The following is a 16,416-nucleotide window of genomic DNA, read 5'->3' on the forward strand; positions in this document are numbered from 1 at the left end:
ACTTGTTCCCAGCTGGGATGAAAATCACAGCCTACAATCATCATGCGAGGGCTCCTTCCTCCCCAGCAGCCTTGGTCCTTAACCAAAGACTACCGGGTCGAGTCGGAGCCTTCGCTGTTATCCAATCAACGTTCGCGCCCGTCTTTGGCGCGTACGTGGGGAAACGAAGGTTGAACTACGGCGTGGCCGCCAGCACTTTGCTGACGTTCTGCCACAAATCGGCGGCGGCGGCCTCTGCCTGTTTCTCCGCCTCTTTGTTCCACTTTTTCTGCGCCTTCATGTTCTTCTCCACCAGGTCGGTGAAGGCGCGGCGGAATTTCTTTTCGTCCATCTTCTCCTGGCTGGCCCAGATGGACCATTGCATCAGGCTGTCCAGGGTGGTCAGCTTGGGCCGCGCCTGGCCGGTGAGGAACTGGGTGTAGGCGGAACTGATCAGGCGGCGCGAGCGTAGTTCTTCCCCGCTCTCTTTGGGTGAGGCGAACTTGTAGGAGGTGTTCCTGGCCGGCGCCAGCTTCTCCAGCTCCAGGCAGAAGGCACGCAGGTTGAACGTGGCTTCGCCGCTCTCCGGCACGGCAAAGTGCATGGCGCCGGGTGGAGAGACCGAGCGCGCCGCCACCTCCGCTGTGGTTCCTTCCGTCATCATCTTCTGGAAGTCTTTGAGCGCGGGACCGCCACCGCCCAGGATGCCCGCAATCACCCTTCCGATGAACCCTTTGGGCTTCAGCACCGCGCCGTGCGGCACGAAGACCTCCACCGGACACGGCCGCAGGTTGCGCACGCGCACCTGGAACGCTTCGCCGGTCGAGGTGCCCAGGCCGGTGACTTCGTACTTGAGGTCGTCCTTGTCGTCGCCATCCATCTGCGTGAGGTCGACAGCGCCTCCGCAATCGGGTTCGAAGTCGAACGGGCCGGGGCTCAGCGGCAGCGCACCCGGCTGGGCGGGCCGCGGCGGCGTGGGCGGGTGTCCGCGGCGCACGATGGTGAACTCGCCGGCCAGCAGGTACACTACGCCCACTACTTTGGGATCAATGTTGCGCACGCCGGTGATGCGCTCCAGGCCGTAGACGATGGTCTCTTCGACAGCGTGGAAGTCGGCCAGCGTGGGCTGCTGCATATTGGGGCCGGGCAGCGCGCCGGGCGTGAGGTCAGCGAGCGTGTTGATCTGGTTGGCCGCGGCGCTGCTGCGCGTGGCGTCGATGGCGAACTCGGTCCCGATGGCCCCCACCACCGCCGTGGGCGTGCGCACTTCAAACCCGGCCGTGGGCTTGGTCATCTTCACGACGCGCGCACGCATGCGGCCGTAGAGCAGTTCGGCCAGCGACTGTTGCGACTGCGCATCGTGCTTCACCACGCGCAGCTCGGATTCGCTGCCCAGCGTAAGCAGCGAGCCATCCACCAGGCTCAGGCGCATGCGGCCCTGCCGGCTGGTGCGCAGGACGTCGTTCCAGGCTACCGGATCAGGGACCCGGGCCTCTGCCGTCGCCGCGGCCCGGGTGATGAAGCCTTCAGGCAGCACTCGCGCCACCTTGCCCGCATCCTCGGCCAGGAGCGGCGGACGCCAAAGAAAAACCACGAAGGTCGCCAACAGGAGCCGGTGCATGGTTTCAACCTCCCGGGGATTTTATGCCGGGTGTGACCACTCGGAACCGAGAAATCGGCGCGTACGATGTTGCTCTCTGCCTACACTTCGTCACTCCAATGTCGGATCAAAGGTGCGGGAGGTTACTTACAATAAACCATACGTTCATCCCAAAAACCGCATTCTGAGCCGCGGTTCAGGCATATAATTTGCTAAGGGCCAGCGGCGAAAGGAGTTAGCTACAGCCGCTCCTACAGCCTGTGGAACGTAACTTGCATCTTAACACCGAGCCCCCGAATCCAAGGGGTAACGGCCGCGCCGCGCGCGCGACGAAGGGTTCGTTGAAGCGAGAGCTGCAAGTCCGCCTGACTGCCGCCGTGCTCGGGCTGTTCACGGTGGCCGCGATCATCTTCGCGTGGACCAACTGGCAGCAGGAGCAGCGCTACCCCGTCCCCGACGACGGCGTCTGGTGGGTGGAAAGTGATGCCGGGTTGCGCGCCGAACGGGTCCTGCCGGGCGGACCTGGCGAAAAGGCCGGCATTCGAGTCGGCGACCGGCTGGCCGCTGTCAATCAGCAGCCGGTAAGCAAAGTGGGCGCGCTGAACCGCGCCATGTACCGCGCCGGCATCTGGACCAAGGCTACCTACAGCCTGGTGCGCCAGCAGGTCCCGCTCGATGTGCCCGTCATCCTCGCACCTGCCGACAAGAGCCTGAACGCCGGCCTGCGCCTGATCGCGCTGGTGTATCTCGGCATCGGCATGTACATCCTGTTGCGCCGCTGGACCGCGCCCAAGTCCACGCACTTTTACGTCTTCTGCCTGGTCTCGTTCATCTTCTATTCCTTCAAGTACACGGGAAAGCTCTCGCCCGTGGACCAGTCGTGGAGCGACTTTGATCAGATCGTTTACTGGTCGAACGTCGTCGCCGGACTGCTGCAGCCGGCGCTCTTCCTGCACTTCGCCCTGACCTTCCCGGAGAACAAGGAATTCGTGCGCCGCCACCGCTGGCTTCCGGCGGCCGTGTACGCTCCGGGCGCCGGGCTGCTGCTGATCCAGGTCTTTGCTGTCACGCAGCTCGCAGGCAACGAGCTGCTGCGCTGGAACCTGGACCGCCTTCAGTTGGTCTATTTGGTGGTCTGCTTCGCCATCGCAGCCGGGATCCTGTGGCACACCTACCGCCACGCCGATACGCCCATCCTCCGCCAGCAGATGAAGTGGGTGACGCGCGGCACCGTGCTGGCCATCACGCCCTTCACCCTTCTCTACGTGCTGCCCTATCTGGCGGGCGCGCTGCCCACGGGGTGGATGAAGATCTCGGCCTTCTCCCTGGTCTTCCTGCCGCTGACCTTCGGCTACGCCATCGTGCGCTATCGGCTGATGGACGTGGACCTGATCTTCAAGCGCGGCATGGCCTACACGCTGGCTACCGCAGCCATCGTGGGCGTGTTTTTCGGGATGGTCGGGCTGGTGGCCGAGCTCGTGCACACGCAACTGCCCGGCACCGGCACCTACGGCCTGATCGCCGCCATCATCGTGACCGCGCTGCTGTTCGAACCCTTCAAGAAGTGGATCCAGGAGCGGTTGGACCGCGTTTTCTACCGCCGCCGCTACGACTATCGCCAGACGCTCATCGAGTTCGGCCGCGAGCTGAACTCCGAGACCAACCTCGACCGCATGCTGGCCTCCGTCGTGGACCGCCTGGCGCGCACCCTGCTGGTGGACCGCGTCGCCGTCTTCCTGGCCGATGACGCCGGCCGCCTGGCGCTGGCCCGCTCGCACGGCATCTCCTACGCCGGCGAGCTCGACCTCAGCTTCCTCGCGGCCTCGCGTCCGGAGTGGCAGGAAGGCCACCTCTTCTTCGAGCACACCGGGCACGCCTGGCGGGAAGCGCCCGGCGCGCAGCACACCATCGCCCAGCTTGACCTGAACTACTTCATCCCCGCCCTGGTGCAGAACCGCATGGTGGCGGTAATCGGACTGGGCAAAACCGTGGAAGGCGACTTCCTCGACTCCGAGGACGTCGAGCTGCTGGAGACGCTGGCCGGTTACGTCGGCATCGCGGTGCAGAACGCGCGCCTGGTGGCGTCGCTCGAGCAGAAGGCCGCGCAGTACGAGCGCCTCAAGGAATTCAGCGAGAACATCGTCGAGAGCATCAGCGTGGGCGTGATGGCGGTGGACCTCGAGGACCGCATCGAGAGCTGGAACTCGCAGATGGAAGTGATGTTCGCCACGCCGCGCGCGCAGGCGCTCAACCGCCCGCTGGCCGAAGTCATGCCGGCCGAGTTCGCCGAAGAGTTCTACCGCGGCCGCCAGACCCCCGGCATCCGCAACCTGTACAAGTTCCGGCTGACGTCGCCCGCGGGCGAGACGCGCATCGCCAATATCGCCATCGCGCCCCTGGTGACGCGCAGCTTCGAGCTCATCGGCCGGCTGATCATCCTGGATGACATCACCGAACGCGTGGAACTGGAAGCCCAGCTCTCCCAGGCTGACAAGATGTCGTCCATCGGCCTGCTGGCGGCGGGGGTGGCCCACGAGGTCAATACGCCCCTGGCCGTCATCTCCTCCTATGCGCAGATGCTGGCCAAGCAGATGCCGCGCGATCCCCGGCAGCAGGAATTGCTGGAGAAGATCACGCGCCAGACCTTCCGCGCCTCGGAGATTGTCAACAGCCTGCTGAACTTCTCGCGCACCAGCGCTACCGAGTTCACCGACGTCGACCTGAACAAGGTCATCCGCGACACACTCACGCTGCTGGAGCACCAGCTCAGGCAGTCGCGCGTGCAGGTGGAGACGCAGCTCAGCGACGCCCCGGTTCCCGTCTACGGCAACTTCGGCAAACTGCAGCAGGTGTTCCTGAACCTGTTTCTGAACGCGCGTGACGCCATGCCCGAAGGCGGCACGCTCAGAGTCGCCACCTCGAACGGCGACGCCGCCCGCGTCAGCGTGAGCGATACCGGCGTGGGCATCGCCCAGGAGCACCTGAGCCGCATCTACGATCCGTTCTTCACCACCAAGAACGGCGCCGGCGGCGGCCAGCCCCGCGGCACCGGCCTGGGCTTGTCGGTCACCTACGGAATCATTTCTGAACACGCGGGCAAGATTCGCGTGGAAAGTCGTCCCGGCGAGGGCACCACGTTCCATCTGGAGTTCCCGCGGGTAAGGAAGGCGGTGCGTGTTTGAGGCGACTTGCAGGCGTGAGCGAGGCGAGCGGCGCGAGCCGAGGCGGGAGCCCGCAGCCGAAATCCCGGGCGCAGCGAGGGACCTCTGATGTCTGAAAGCGCTGTCATCACGCGCCCGCCGTTCAACCGCGAAGAGACTGCGCCCGCGGCCATCCTCATCATTGACGATGAGGCGGCCATCCGGGAGTCGCTCGAGACGCTGCTCGACCTGGAACACTACGAGGTGCGCGTCGCGGCCAACGCGGAGGCGGGCCTGGCGGCGCTGGGCGAGCGTCCCTTCGAGCTCGTCCTGCTCGACCTGGCGCTGCCCGACCGCAACGGCCTCGACGTGCTGCGCGAGATCCGCGAGCGCGACCCCATCGTGCCCGTCATCATGATCACCGCTTACGGCACGGTGGAAAATGCCGTCGCCGCCATGCAGGGCGGCGCTTCCAACTTCGTGCAGAAGCCCTGGGACAACGAGAAGCTGCTGGCCGACATTCGCACCGCCATCGCCCGCCGCCGCGCCGAAGAAGAAGTCGTCCAGCTCAAGCGCGCCCTCAAGCAGCGCTACAACTTCGAGAACATCGTGGGCAAGAGCGACGCCATGCTCAAAATCTTCGACCTGGTGGCGCAGGTCGCGCCCAGCCGCTCGACCGTGCTCCTGCAGGGCGAAAGCGGCACCGGAAAGGAGCTGATCGCCAAGGCCATTCACGCCAACTCGCCGCGCCGCGACCGTCCGTTCGTGCCCGTGAACACCGGCTCCATGCCGCCGGACCTTTTGGAGTCCACGCTCTTCGGGCACGTCAAGGGCGCCTTCACCAGCGCTATCGCGTCGAAAAAGGGCCTGTTCGAAGTGGCCGACCGCGGCACCATCTTCCTCGACGAGATCGGCACCATGAGCCTGGAGACGCAGTCCAAGATCCTGCGCGTGCTCCAGGACCGCAAGTTCATGCACCTGGGCGGCGTGCAGGAGATCCAGGTGGACGTGCGCGTCATCGCGGCCACCAACGTCGACCTCAAGCAGATGGTGGCCGAAGGCCGGTTCCGCGAAGACCTCTACTACCGGCTGAACGTCATCACCATCGACCTGCCGCCGCTGCGCGCCCGCCGCGAGGACATCCCGCTGCTGGTCGAGCACTTCCTCAAGAAGTACGCCGCGGAGAACGACAAGCCGGTGCGCCAGGTCTCGGCCGAAGCCCTGCGCCCGCTGATGGACTACCAGTGGCCGGGCAACGTGCGCGAGCTGGAAAACGTCATCGAGCGCGCCGTGGTGCTCTCTACCGGCCCGGTGATCGGCATCGACCTCTTGCCCGACCTCATCGTCGGCCGGGGCACGCCGGTGAGCCTGCTGGCCTCGAACCCCGACGCCTCGCTGTTCGACATCATCGAGGACTGCGAGCGTCGCATCATCACCGACATGCTCGAAAAAACCTCCTGGAACCAGACCGAGGCCGCGGAACGCTTCCGCATCCCGCTCTCGACACTGAATCAGAAGATCAAGCGGCTGAATATCGAGATACGGAAAAGACGGGGCGGGGCAGAGTAAACTGGCGTCTCTTACCCCGCCGCCACCTTCTGCCCCAAGAACACCAGCGGCCTTATTGCTGCAATCACGCCGCAGTCCACGGCGTGGCGGTAGAACAGCTCCAGGCCCTCGCGGTGCTCGGCGTCGAAGGCGTAGTCGATGTTCTCCGTCAGGTAGCTGGCCACTTCCCTCTCGCTGATGCCGACGCGCGGCGCCCACTCGCGGGCGAGGACCTGGACGTTCTCCGGCTCCAGGCCGTGGTCGCGTGACTGCTGGAAGACGCGCGCTAGCTCCGGCTGGGCTGCTTCCGCGCGCACCGCCCAGAAGGCGAACACGGCAGGCTTGCCGGTGAACCGGTTCCATTCTTCGGCCAGGTCGTAGGTGAGGTGGCGGGAGCGATCCACGGTGAGTGCCGGATCGCCGATGAGCAGAGCCGCGTCGCAGGCCGCCAGCATGGCGTCAAGATCCGGCTGCATGGCGTGGAAATGCCGCTGCCCGCCCCACCACTTGGCGAACAACACCCGAGCCAGCGCTACCGAAGTCCGCGAGGAAGTATCCGCCGCGACGGTTTCCACTTCTTCAATCGGTTTCTTCGCCACCAGCAGAATGGAACGCACCGAGCGTCGCGCGGAGATCGACACGCCGGGAATGATGGCCAGGTCCGGGATGGTCTCGTAGGCAATGACCGGGATGATGCCCACGTCGGCCGCGCCGGTGCGCAACTGCTCGGCGCACTGCGCGGGCACGGTATAGCGCACCTCGAATCCGGCACGCGGCGGGCCGTGCTCGAAGTCCCACATCAAGGGCGCAGTGTTCAGGAAGGAGATGGCCGAGATGCGCACATACCCCATGACGGCGGAATTCTACAGCTACTAGCTACTAGCTGCTAGCTGCTAGCAAACAGCTCTTGGCCACAGATCCACACGGAATGGACACGGATAACCCATTGCAGGCCGTCATCCTGAGCGACGGAGGGCTCCCGCGCGAACGTACCAGCGCGGGATACCGGAGCGAAGGATCTTGGGGCAGAGTGCCTTCCACTTCAGGGAAACAGTTGACAGCGATTTTCCGCTGCGTGTACAGTCCCGCGCGGGCCCCTCCGTTTTTCGCCGCGGATCAACGCGGATACACACAGATACCCAGAAGCAATGTCCCGGTAGCTCGGCCACGCATTTCACTGGGTACCAAAGGTGGTCTCAAGAATGTTTTTTCGGGGTCGGAGGGCTGCCCTCAAGGGCTAAAGCCCGCAGCTTATAGGACCCGGAACGGCACGGCTGAAGCCGTGCCCCTCCGAAAACTGATTTTTGAAACGGTTCCAGGTACTGGGTTCCATGTTTTCGCTAGAAGCCAGGAGCTAGCCGCTAGTAGCTTGTCAGACTCACCATCCAATCCACCCTCGGCCACGAGCGACCGCCGCCTCCAATGGCTGGCAATCGCGCTCACGCCGCAGCTCGGGCCGACGCGGGCGCGCAAGCTGGTGGAACACTTTGGCGGCGTCGAGCAGGTGTTTCGCGCTTCGCTGACCGAGCTGGAAGCCGTCGGTCTGCAGGCGGTCTCGGCGCAGGCGCTGGCGACGGGACGTTCGCTCGAACTGGCGCGCGAAGAGATGCTGCGGGCGACGGCGGCCGGAGCCGAGCTGCTGACGCTCGAAGACGCCGCCTATCCTCCGCTGTTGCGCCAGATCTATGACCCGCCGGTCGTGCTTTACGTGCGCGGCGACGTTAGTGCGCTCTCGCGGCCGGCCATTGCAGTGGTGGGCACGCGGCATCCTTCGCCCTACGGCATGGGGATGGCGGAACGCCTCGCGGCCGATCTCGCCGCCCGCGGCCTGGTGATCACCAGCGGCCTGGCGCGCGGCGTCGACGCGGCCGCTCACCGCGGCGCCATCACGGCCCGCGGGCGCACCGTGGCCGTCTTCGGCACCGGCGTGGACGTGGTCTATCCGCGCGAGAACCGCAAGCTGGCGGACAGCCTGCTCGCTCTGGGCGGCGCTGTCCTCTCCGAATTCCCTGCCGGAACGTTCGCGGCCCCGCAGAACTTCCCCATCCGCAACCGCATCATCAGCGGGCTGGCGCTGGGCGTGCTGGTGGTGGAAGCCGGCGAGTACAGCGGCACCCGCATCACGGCGCGTTGCGCGCTGGAGCAGAACCGCGAAGTCTTTGCCGTGCCCGGCAACGTGACCAACAGGAACTCCTGGGGACCGCACACGCTGATCAAGCAGGGAGCAAAGCTCGTGGCCACCTGGGAAGACGTATGGGACGAGCTGCCCGCCGAAGTCCGCGGCGAACTCGCCCCGCAGCTCCTCTCTGAATCCGCAGGCCCCTCCACTGCATCTCTATTCGGCGAGGACTCGCTCGCTCCTCACGAGAGGAAAGTCCTCTCCCTGCTGAAGCCGGACGAATCCACCCACATCGACGACCTGGTGGTGAAGCTGGAACCGGAGGTCTCGGCTTCGGAGATCTTCGCCGCCCTGTTCGAGCTGGAACTGGCGGGCAAAGTGCGGCAGTTGCCGGGGAAGAATTTTGTGAGGAGCTTTTAATGCGCTCTCCGCTCTCCGCTATCCGCTTTCCGTTGTCTCACGGGTTTGGCGAAAGAAGGACTGCGGACCGCGGAAAGCGAGTCTTGAATGCGCGCTCTTCGCTATCCGCTCTCCGCTTTCCGTTGTCTCACGGGTTTTGGCGGAAGAAGGACTGCGGACCGCGGAAAGCGAGTCTTGAATGAGAAACTTCCGTGACTTGCGCGCCTGGCAGCAGGCGCACCGTCTTACGCTCAGGTTGTATCGTGAAACGAAATCGCTTCCGAAGGATGAACTGTTCGGCTTGACCAGCCAAATGCGTCGTGCCTGCCTGTCCATTGAAGCCAACTTGGCGGAAGGATGCGGGCGGCAAACGGATGGCGAGTTGGCGAGGTTTGGCCAGATTGCGCTCGGCTCCGCGAGCGAATTGGAATGCCACTTGCTCGTGGCCAAGGACCTCGAGTATTTGACCTCCAGCGCATACCGGACGCTCCAGGAAGAACTTGAGGACGTGCGCCGGATGCTGACGGGTCTAAGGCGGTCCCTGAACAGGTCCAGTGATGTGCCTGAGGGAACGTTGACAGGAAGTCGGAAAGCGGAGAGCGGACAGCGGAAAGCGCCTTCCAGCTAGCGAGGCACGCGCGTTCCATGCTAGCTTCCTTCGAGAGGAAACGAATTGCCCAAGAACCTCGTCATCGTCGAATCGCCCGCCAAGGCCAAGACGATCGAAAAGTATCTCGGCAGGGAGTACGGAGTCGAAGCGTCCTTCGGCCACGTCAAAGACCTGCCCAAGACCACGCTGGGCGTGGACGTCTCCAACGGGTTCGAGACCGACTACGTCGTCATTCCCGGGAAGGAAAAAGTGGTGGCCAAGCTGAAGAAGCTGGCGCAGTCGGCGGCGGCCATCTACCTGGCGCCCGACCCGGACCGCGAAGGCGAAGCCATCGCCGCCCATCTGGCGGAAGAGCTCACGCCCAACGGCGGGCGCAGGAAGAAAGCCAAGAAAGCCGCCGGCGTCCCGGTGCATCGCGTCACGTTCAACGAGATCACGGCCAAGGCGGTGCGCGAGGCGTTCGCGCATCCGCGCGGGATCGACCAGCATCTGGTGGACGCGCAACTGGCGCGCCGTGTGCTCGACCGCCTGGTGGGCTATCAGGTCTCGCCGCTGCTGTGGGACAAGGTTCGCCGCGGGCTTTCCGCCGGGCGCGTGCAGACGGTGGCGCTGCGGCTCATCGTGGAGCGCGAGCGCGAGATCAAAGCCTTCGAGAAGAAGGAGTACTGGACGCTGGACGCGCACCTGGCTGCACAGAAGCCTCCCGCGTTCGACGCGCGTTTTGTCGGCCGCGGCGAAGAAAAGATCGAGATCCCCAACGGCGAGGAAGCCACACGCCTGCGCGAGCTGCTGCAGGGGGCGGCGTGGACGGTGGCATCAGTCGAGACCAAGGAGCGCCGGCGCAGCGCGCCTCCGCCCTTCACTACCAGCAAGCTGCAGCAGGATGCGGCGCGCAAGCTGCGCTTCAGCGTGAAGCGCACCATGATGCTGGCGCAGCATCTCTACGAGGGCGTCGAACTTGGCGAAGAGGGCCTGGTCGGCCTGATCACCTATATGCGCACGGATTCCACCCGCGTCGCGGACGATGCGCTGGGCGAAGTGCGACAGGTGATCGGCTCGGAGTTCGGGACTTCCTACCTGCCGGAGAAGCCGAACTTCTTCCGATCGAAAAAGGGCGCGCAGGATGCGCACGAGGCTATCCGGCCGACTTCGGCGGCGCGCCACCCGGACGCCATCCGCCGGTATCTGAAGGAAGATGAATACAAGGTGTACAAGCTCATCTGGCAGCGCTTCGTGGCTTCACAGATGAATGCGGCGCTGTTCGACCAGACCAGCGTGGATATCCACGCCGCTGCCGACGGTGGACCGTACCTGTTCCGCGTCACCGGGTCGGTGCTGAAGTTCGACGGCTTCCTGAAAGTCTACGAGGAATCGAAGGAAGGAAAGGACGAGGAAGACGAGGCGCTGAAGCACAAGCTGCCGGCGCTGACCGCCGGGCAGAAGCTCACGCTGCGCGAGCTGAAGGCCGAACAGCACTTCACCGAGCCGCCGCCCCGCTACAACGAGGCGTCGCTGGTGAAGGAGCTGGAAGAACAAGGCATCGGGCGGCCTTCCACCTACGCCACCATCCTTTCCACCATCCAGGAGCGGCAGTACGTCACCAAGACGGGAGGAAAGTTCATCCCCACGGAGATCGGGATGGTGGTGACGGAATTGCTGGTGAAGAACTTCCCCGACATCTTCGACGTGAAGTACACGGCGCGCCTGGAAGAGGAGCTGGACGACATCGAGGAAGGCCGCGAGAAGTGGACCGACGCGCTGGAGGAGTTCTATGCCAAGTTCTCCAAGGACCTGGACTACGCCCGCGAGCACATGGAAAACGTCAAGCGGATGGAGAAACCCACCGAGGAGAAGTGCGAGCGCTGCGGCTCGCCGCTGGTCATCAAGTGGGGACGGCACGGGTCGTTCTTCGCCTGCAGCGCCTATCGCAAGGACGACCCCAACAGTTGCACGTTCACCAAGGAAAATCCCATCGCCCTGCCCGACCTGGATTCCGCCGACGACATGCAGGAAACCTCGCACGAGGAGTACTGCGAGAACTGCGGGCGGGTGATGGTGCTCAAGCGTGGGCGCTTCGGTCAGTTCCTGGCCTGCACCGGATACCCCGAGTGCAAGACCACGCGGCGGCTCGACCAGGGCAAGCGGGTCCCCGATATCCTGACCGACGAGATCTGTCCCAAGTGCGGCCGCCACCTGGTGATCCGCCACGGCCGCTACGGCGAATTCACCTCCTGCTCGGGCTACCCCGACTGCAAGTTCATCAAACAGAACTTTATCGGGGTGAAGTGTCCGAAGTGCGGCGAAGGCGAGATCGTGGAGAAGAAGGCGCGGAGGCGGGGCAACGTGTTCTACGGCTGCTCGAACTACCCGGACTGCGACTTCACCTCCAACTGGAAGCCGCTGGCAGAGAAATGCCCGCAATGCGGCAGCCCCTACCTGGTGGAGAAGAACCTGAAGTCGGGCCCGGTGATCGCCTGCCCCAACAGCCGGCGCAGCAGCGAGGAAGAACCGGCGCGAAGGCGGCGGGGCAAGGCTGCCCCTGAGGAGACTACCCCGACCTGCACGTATTCCCGTCCGGCAACCGCCGTCACCGTAGCGGATTGAATAATCGAACCGTCAGTTTGTGAAGGCCGGTCGAGTCTCCCACGTCTGCGCCCAACACCGGGGCGCAGACATGGGGCACCGTCAGCCGCGCAGACAGCCGCGACGTGTCGTGCAACCGCCGTCACGGTCGCGGACTGAATGGTCGAACCGTCAGTCTGTGAAGGCCGGCCGAGTCTCCCCACGTCTGCGCCCAACACCGGGGCGCAGACATGGGCACCGTCCGCGGAGGAGACGGCCGCAACGAGGTCCAGACCTGCTACACTTTGTAGCTCTCACTTACCCCCAGGAGGATACCTATGGCCAAGAAGCCGACCGCAGCCGACGCCCAGCTGGGGCTGAAGCTCTATGACCTGCGCCGCGAGACGGAGATGCGCAAGGCGCGCAACTTCATCAACTTCGACTTCAACCCCACGACCGCCGACGAGTTCCTGAAAGTGGTCACCGCGATGGGCACGCCGGAGAACGCGTACCTGCGGCAGGTGTTCTCCTACTGGCAGATCGCGGCTTCGCTGGTGCTGCGGGGGACGCTGCATCCCGCCACGTTCGTCGACACCTGCGGCGAAGGGCTGTTCGTCTACGCCAAGTTCAAGCCGCTGCTGAAAGAGATCCGGGCCAAGTTCGATCCGGAGTTCCTGAGCAAGGTCGAACAGGTCGTGCAACAGAACAAGGAATGCCGCGAGCGCGTGGCCCACATCGAGAAGCGGATCGCGGCCTGGAAGGAAGCGCAGCAGAAAGCGTCGCGGGAAGCGGCTGCGGATTAGGATTCTTCGCTCGTATCAACGTCGAAGTGCAGGGCTCAAGCCCCGTGTGGCATCTCGCGCAACGCGGGGCTAAAGCCCGCTTTCCCACCGCTAGGGGAACTGCCAGAGCCGGTTCCAGCGAAACTCCCGAAACAGGTCTCAGGCGAGGTATTCGCGGATGTACTCGTCGCGCGAGGCGGCGAGCTCGCGGGCGGTGCCGTCGAAAATCTTCTTGCTGTCGCGCAGGATGAGAAACGTGGTACGGGTTTCGCGGCGGCCGGTGCCGGCGACCGGCTTCATCTGGTTGGTTTCCGGGTCGAAGTAATGCGAGGCCATGGTGAAACCGTCCTGCAGGCGGTGGCTCACCATGAGGGCGCTGCTTTCGTAAACGTCGCGCTGCTTCACGATGAGCTCGATGATGGTGGTGGAAGTGATGGGATCAAGCCCGGCGGTGGGCGAGTCGTAGAGCAGGATCTCCGGGCGGTGCACGATGGCGCGGGCGATGGCCACGCGCCGCCGCATGCCGCCGGAGAGTTCCGACGGATACATGGTCAGCGTGTGTCCCAGCTCGACGAAGCGCAGCGCCTCTTCCACCCGCCGATGGATCTCCTCAGGCGGCAAGTCGGCTTCTTCCTGCAACCGGTAGGCCACGTTTTCCTCGACGGTGAGCGAGTCGAAGAGCGCGCTTTCCTGGAAGACCATGCCGATCTTGCGGCGCAGCTCGAACAGGTCGTCCTCGGCGAGGGCGGTAACCTCGTGCCCCAGCACCCAGATGCGTCCGCGGTCGGGCCGCACCAGCCCCAGCACCAGCTTGAGGATGGTGGTCTTGCCGGAGCCGGCCACGCCGAACAGCACTTTGGTCTCGCCGCGCGCCACTTCGAAGGAAACGCCGTCGAGCACCAGGTTGTCCTCGAAGGCGAGCCCAACGTCCTCGAAGACAATGGCCTTGTGGACGGTCTCCCCCGCAGGCGGGAGCGGCGTTTCGCGGGCCAGGGTGGAGGGCATGGGCCTACATCTCCAGCCAGGTGATGAGAAAGCGGGTGACGAAAAAATTGACCGTAAGGATGAGCACCGAAGCCGCCACCACGGCTTGCGTGGTGGCACGGCCCACACCCTGAGTGCCGCCGCGCGCCGTCAGCCCGTAGTAGCAGCCCACGGTGGCGATGATGAACCCGAAGAACACCGGTTTCACCAGGCCCATAATCAGGTCCTCGGGCTCCAGCGTCTGGTAGGCGTTGGTCCAGTACTGCTGCGGATCGAGCCGCAGGACGAGCGACGACACCATGAAGCCGCCGCCCAGGCCCACCAGGTCAGAAATGATGGTGAGGAAGAAGAGCATGATGACGCTGGCGACCACGCGGGGGGTGACCAGCTTCTTGGTGGGATCGGTGCCCAGGGCGCGCATGGCGTCAATCTGCTCGGTAACCACCATGGAGCCCAGCTCGCTGGCCATGCCGCTTGCGTTGCGCCCGGCCACCATCAACCCGGTGAGCACCGGGCCCAGTTCGCGGACCATGGAAAGCGAAACCACCTGCCCGGTGAGCGAGAGCGAGCCGAACTGCTGCAGCGTTTTCGAGGTCTGCAACGCCAGCACCGCGCCGGTGAAGAAGCCCGTCAACACCACGATGGAAAGCGAGCCCACGCCGATCAAGTCGGCCTGCATGAGCATGTCCGCCACGTAGCGCGGGTGGCGGAACAGGTTGGTCAGCGAGCGCCCCGCCAGCAGCGAATACTCCTGCACGGCCAGGACTTTCTCCTTGGCGATATCGAAGGGAGTGGCGAGCAGTTCCATGGCGAACCGGGAAATATAGCAAATCTCCCACCCCGTCGCTCCAACATCGGGAGCGACACGGGTGAAGCACCCGGCAAGTTTGGGCAATTGCGAACTACGAATTGTGACCCATGGACAGAGAGCTGGAGAGGGCGATCCAACCAGCTTACCGGCGCACGGAAGGGCCGCAGAATCCCTAAGGCCGTGGGGCCGTCGCAGAAGCCGGGGCCGGAGAGGCGACGACCGGCTCTGCGGAGACGCTGATCTGCTGCTCGACATGGATGCGAAGCGTGTCTGGCGGCAGTGCGCTGTCGGTCGCTGGTTCGTCGGCGATGGAAAGCGGCAAGCGCCGGCGCAGAGCTGCGATTCGCCGGGCGGTGAGCGCAGGATCGACGCCGGCAGGCGCGACCCACCGCGACGTGAGATCGTCGCGCTCCCGCAGCGGCTCCAGCCAGCGGCGAGCGCGCGCTACGGATGCGGCCTCGGGCACAACCGAGCTTGCGGCAAAGGAAATCAGGTCCGCGGGTTCGTCCTCCGCCGGCGTGAGGTGGACGCGCGCGCGCAAGCGGACGCGCGAGCCGAGGTCGTGGGCCAGGGAGGCCGCGGCCACCGCCCAGGCCTGCGGGTCGCCGGGCTGCGGCGCCGAGGCCGCGACCTCGATGACGATGGAATCATCGGCCTGCCGGCCCACCATCTGCACTTTGCCGGCAGCCAGGCCCATGGGCGGCAGCAGGGGCTGCAGCGCCGCCTCCACCTTGCCCTGCACATCGGAAAGCAGCGTGCCCGCGGTGCGGGCCAGCTCCGGCGTGGTCGAGGGGCGGATCATGGCGGAAGCCAGGAAGTCGCGCAGCCTCCGCGACTCTCCCGCCGGGTCCTCCTCGACACGAATCTGCTCCAGCCGAAGCCGGACGCGGCGTCCGAGCCTGTCGCCCAGGGCAGTTTCCACCTGGCGCACCTGAGGAAGTTCAACGTACTCGGTGGTGTGGAGGATGGCGCTGACGGTGACGGCGTCGTCACTTACGCGGAAGTCCACGCCGCTCAACCGCGACTTGCCGGGCTGCTCCAGAGCCCGCAGCGTGGAGGAAATGGCCTGGCGCATGCGCGCCTGCGTAGCCGCCTGATAGAGCGTACGCACCAGCGGGATGGAGATGAGCGCCAGAATCACCGTCGCCGCGATGATTCGATAGCGAACCAGCAGCTTGTGCTCGTGCTTGAGCATCGTGTGCGCCGGCCGGAAGCCGACCCAGAGGAAGATGAGGTCCGCGCTGATGACGATGGCCGTGAGGTTGGTGAAGAAGAGAAGGAAAGCGCCACCGGCGATGCCCCACTGCGCAGTCGCCAGGCCGTAGCCGACGGTGGCCAGCGGCGGCATGACTGCCGTGGCGATGGCCACTCCCGGGATGATGGTCATCCCCATCTTGCGCGAGGTGAGCGCCAGCACACCGGCCACGCCGGAGAAGAAGGCGATGAGCAAGTCCATCAGGTTGGGATTACTGCGGGCGAGGATCTCCGGGGTGGCCTCCTTGAGCGGTGACAGCAGTGTGGCCACGGCAGCGATGGTTACTGCCTCGAGAACCGAGAAACCGACGTTGCGAACCGCCTTGCGCCCCAGATTCCACTCGGCCAGAGTGAGCGCCAGACCGCAGGAAAGAATGGGGCCCATCAGCGGCGAAATGAGCATAGCGCCGATGATGACTGCCGGGCTGTTCACCAGCAGGCCCAGCAGGGCGATCAGGCACGACAGCACCAGCATGCCGGCATATACGGCGTCGAACTGGCGGCCCTCATAGATGTCGCGGTAAATCTCCTCGAGGTCGCGGAACTCGGGACGGAGGCGCTGCAGCCAGGCGCGGAACATGCGAACCGGAGCTTACGCGGGGGACGAGGGAAAAGTCCATCGAGGGAT

General features: G+C 64.9%; 11 protein-coding genes. 6 read left to right on the forward strand and 5 right to left on the reverse strand.

The window, feature by feature from the left end:
* Positions 1-175: 175 nt before the first annotated feature.
* Positions 176-1,600 carry a FecR family protein gene (locus tag VNK82_04660; protein ID HXE90237.1) on the reverse strand — a complete coding sequence of 475 codons (1,425 nt, stop codon included), beginning with the start codon at positions 1,598-1,600 and terminating at the stop codon, positions 176-178.
* A 320-nt stretch (positions 1,601-1,920) separates the two neighbouring features.
* Between VNK82_04660 and VNK82_04665 the strand changes: the two genes are divergently transcribed.
* The gene (locus VNK82_04665; protein ID HXE90238.1) at positions 1,921-4,761 is read left to right on the forward strand and encodes an ATP-binding protein; all 2,841 of its coding nucleotides are present in this window, start codon (positions 1,921-1,923) and stop codon (positions 4,759-4,761) included.
* An 87-nt stretch (positions 4,762-4,848) separates the two neighbouring features.
* Entirely contained in the window at positions 4,849-6,288 is a 1,440-nt protein-coding gene (locus VNK82_04670; protein ID HXE90239.1) for a sigma-54 dependent transcriptional regulator, read from the forward strand.
* A gap of 11 nt (positions 6,289-6,299) precedes the next feature.
* Here VNK82_04670 and VNK82_04675 read toward each other — a convergent pair whose 3' ends face one another.
* Entirely contained in the window at positions 6,300-7,118 is an 819-nt protein-coding gene (locus tag VNK82_04675) for a menaquinone biosynthesis protein (protein HXE90240.1), read from the reverse strand.
* Between the two features lie 518 nt (positions 7,119-7,636).
* Here VNK82_04675 and dprA point away from each other — a divergent pair.
* The 4 genes from dprA to VNK82_04695 all read left to right on the forward strand — a co-directional run bounded on the left by dprA (position 7,637) and on the right by VNK82_04695 (position 12,760).
* Positions 7,637-8,806 (forward strand): DNA-processing protein DprA, encoded by a 1,170-nt coding sequence (gene dprA / locus VNK82_04680; protein ID HXE90241.1) that lies wholly within the window; start codon positions 7,637-7,639, stop codon positions 8,804-8,806.
* Positions 8,807-8,984: 178 nt separating this feature from the next.
* The gene (locus VNK82_04685; GenBank protein HXE90242.1) at positions 8,985-9,413 is read left to right on the forward strand and encodes a four helix bundle protein; all 429 of its coding nucleotides are present in this window, start codon (positions 8,985-8,987) and stop codon (positions 9,411-9,413) included.
* 45 nt (positions 9,414-9,458) lie between these two features.
* Entirely contained in the window at positions 9,459-11,999 is a 2,541-nt protein-coding gene (topA, locus tag VNK82_04690) for a type I DNA topoisomerase (protein ID HXE90243.1), read from the forward strand.
* A gap of 296 nt (positions 12,000-12,295) precedes the next feature.
* Positions 12,296-12,760 (forward strand): hypothetical protein, encoded by a 465-nt coding sequence (locus VNK82_04695; protein HXE90244.1) that lies wholly within the window; start codon positions 12,296-12,298, stop codon positions 12,758-12,760.
* A gap of 138 nt (positions 12,761-12,898) precedes the next feature.
* Here VNK82_04695 and VNK82_04700 read toward each other — a convergent pair whose 3' ends face one another.
* The 3 genes from VNK82_04700 to VNK82_04710 all read right to left on the reverse strand — a co-directional run bounded on the left by VNK82_04700 (position 12,899) and on the right by VNK82_04710 (position 16,368).
* The gene (locus VNK82_04700; protein ID HXE90245.1) at positions 12,899-13,744 is read right to left on the reverse strand and encodes an ATP-binding cassette domain-containing protein; all 846 of its coding nucleotides are present in this window, start codon (positions 13,742-13,744) and stop codon (positions 12,899-12,901) included.
* A 4-nt stretch (positions 13,745-13,748) separates the two neighbouring features.
* The gene (locus tag VNK82_04705) at positions 13,749-14,531 is read right to left on the reverse strand and encodes an ABC transporter permease (GenBank protein ID HXE90246.1); all 783 of its coding nucleotides are present in this window, start codon (positions 14,529-14,531) and stop codon (positions 13,749-13,751) included.
* Between the two features lie 175 nt (positions 14,532-14,706).
* Positions 14,707-16,368 (reverse strand): DUF389 domain-containing protein, encoded by a 1,662-nt coding sequence (locus tag VNK82_04710; GenBank protein ID HXE90247.1) that lies wholly within the window; start codon positions 16,366-16,368, stop codon positions 14,707-14,709.
* Positions 16,369-16,416: the final 48 nt, after the last annotated feature.

The organism is Terriglobales bacterium (assembly GCA_035573675.1).
In the GTDB taxonomy this organism is placed as follows: Bacteria; Acidobacteriota; Terriglobia; order Terriglobales; family Acidobacteriaceae; genus DATMAB01.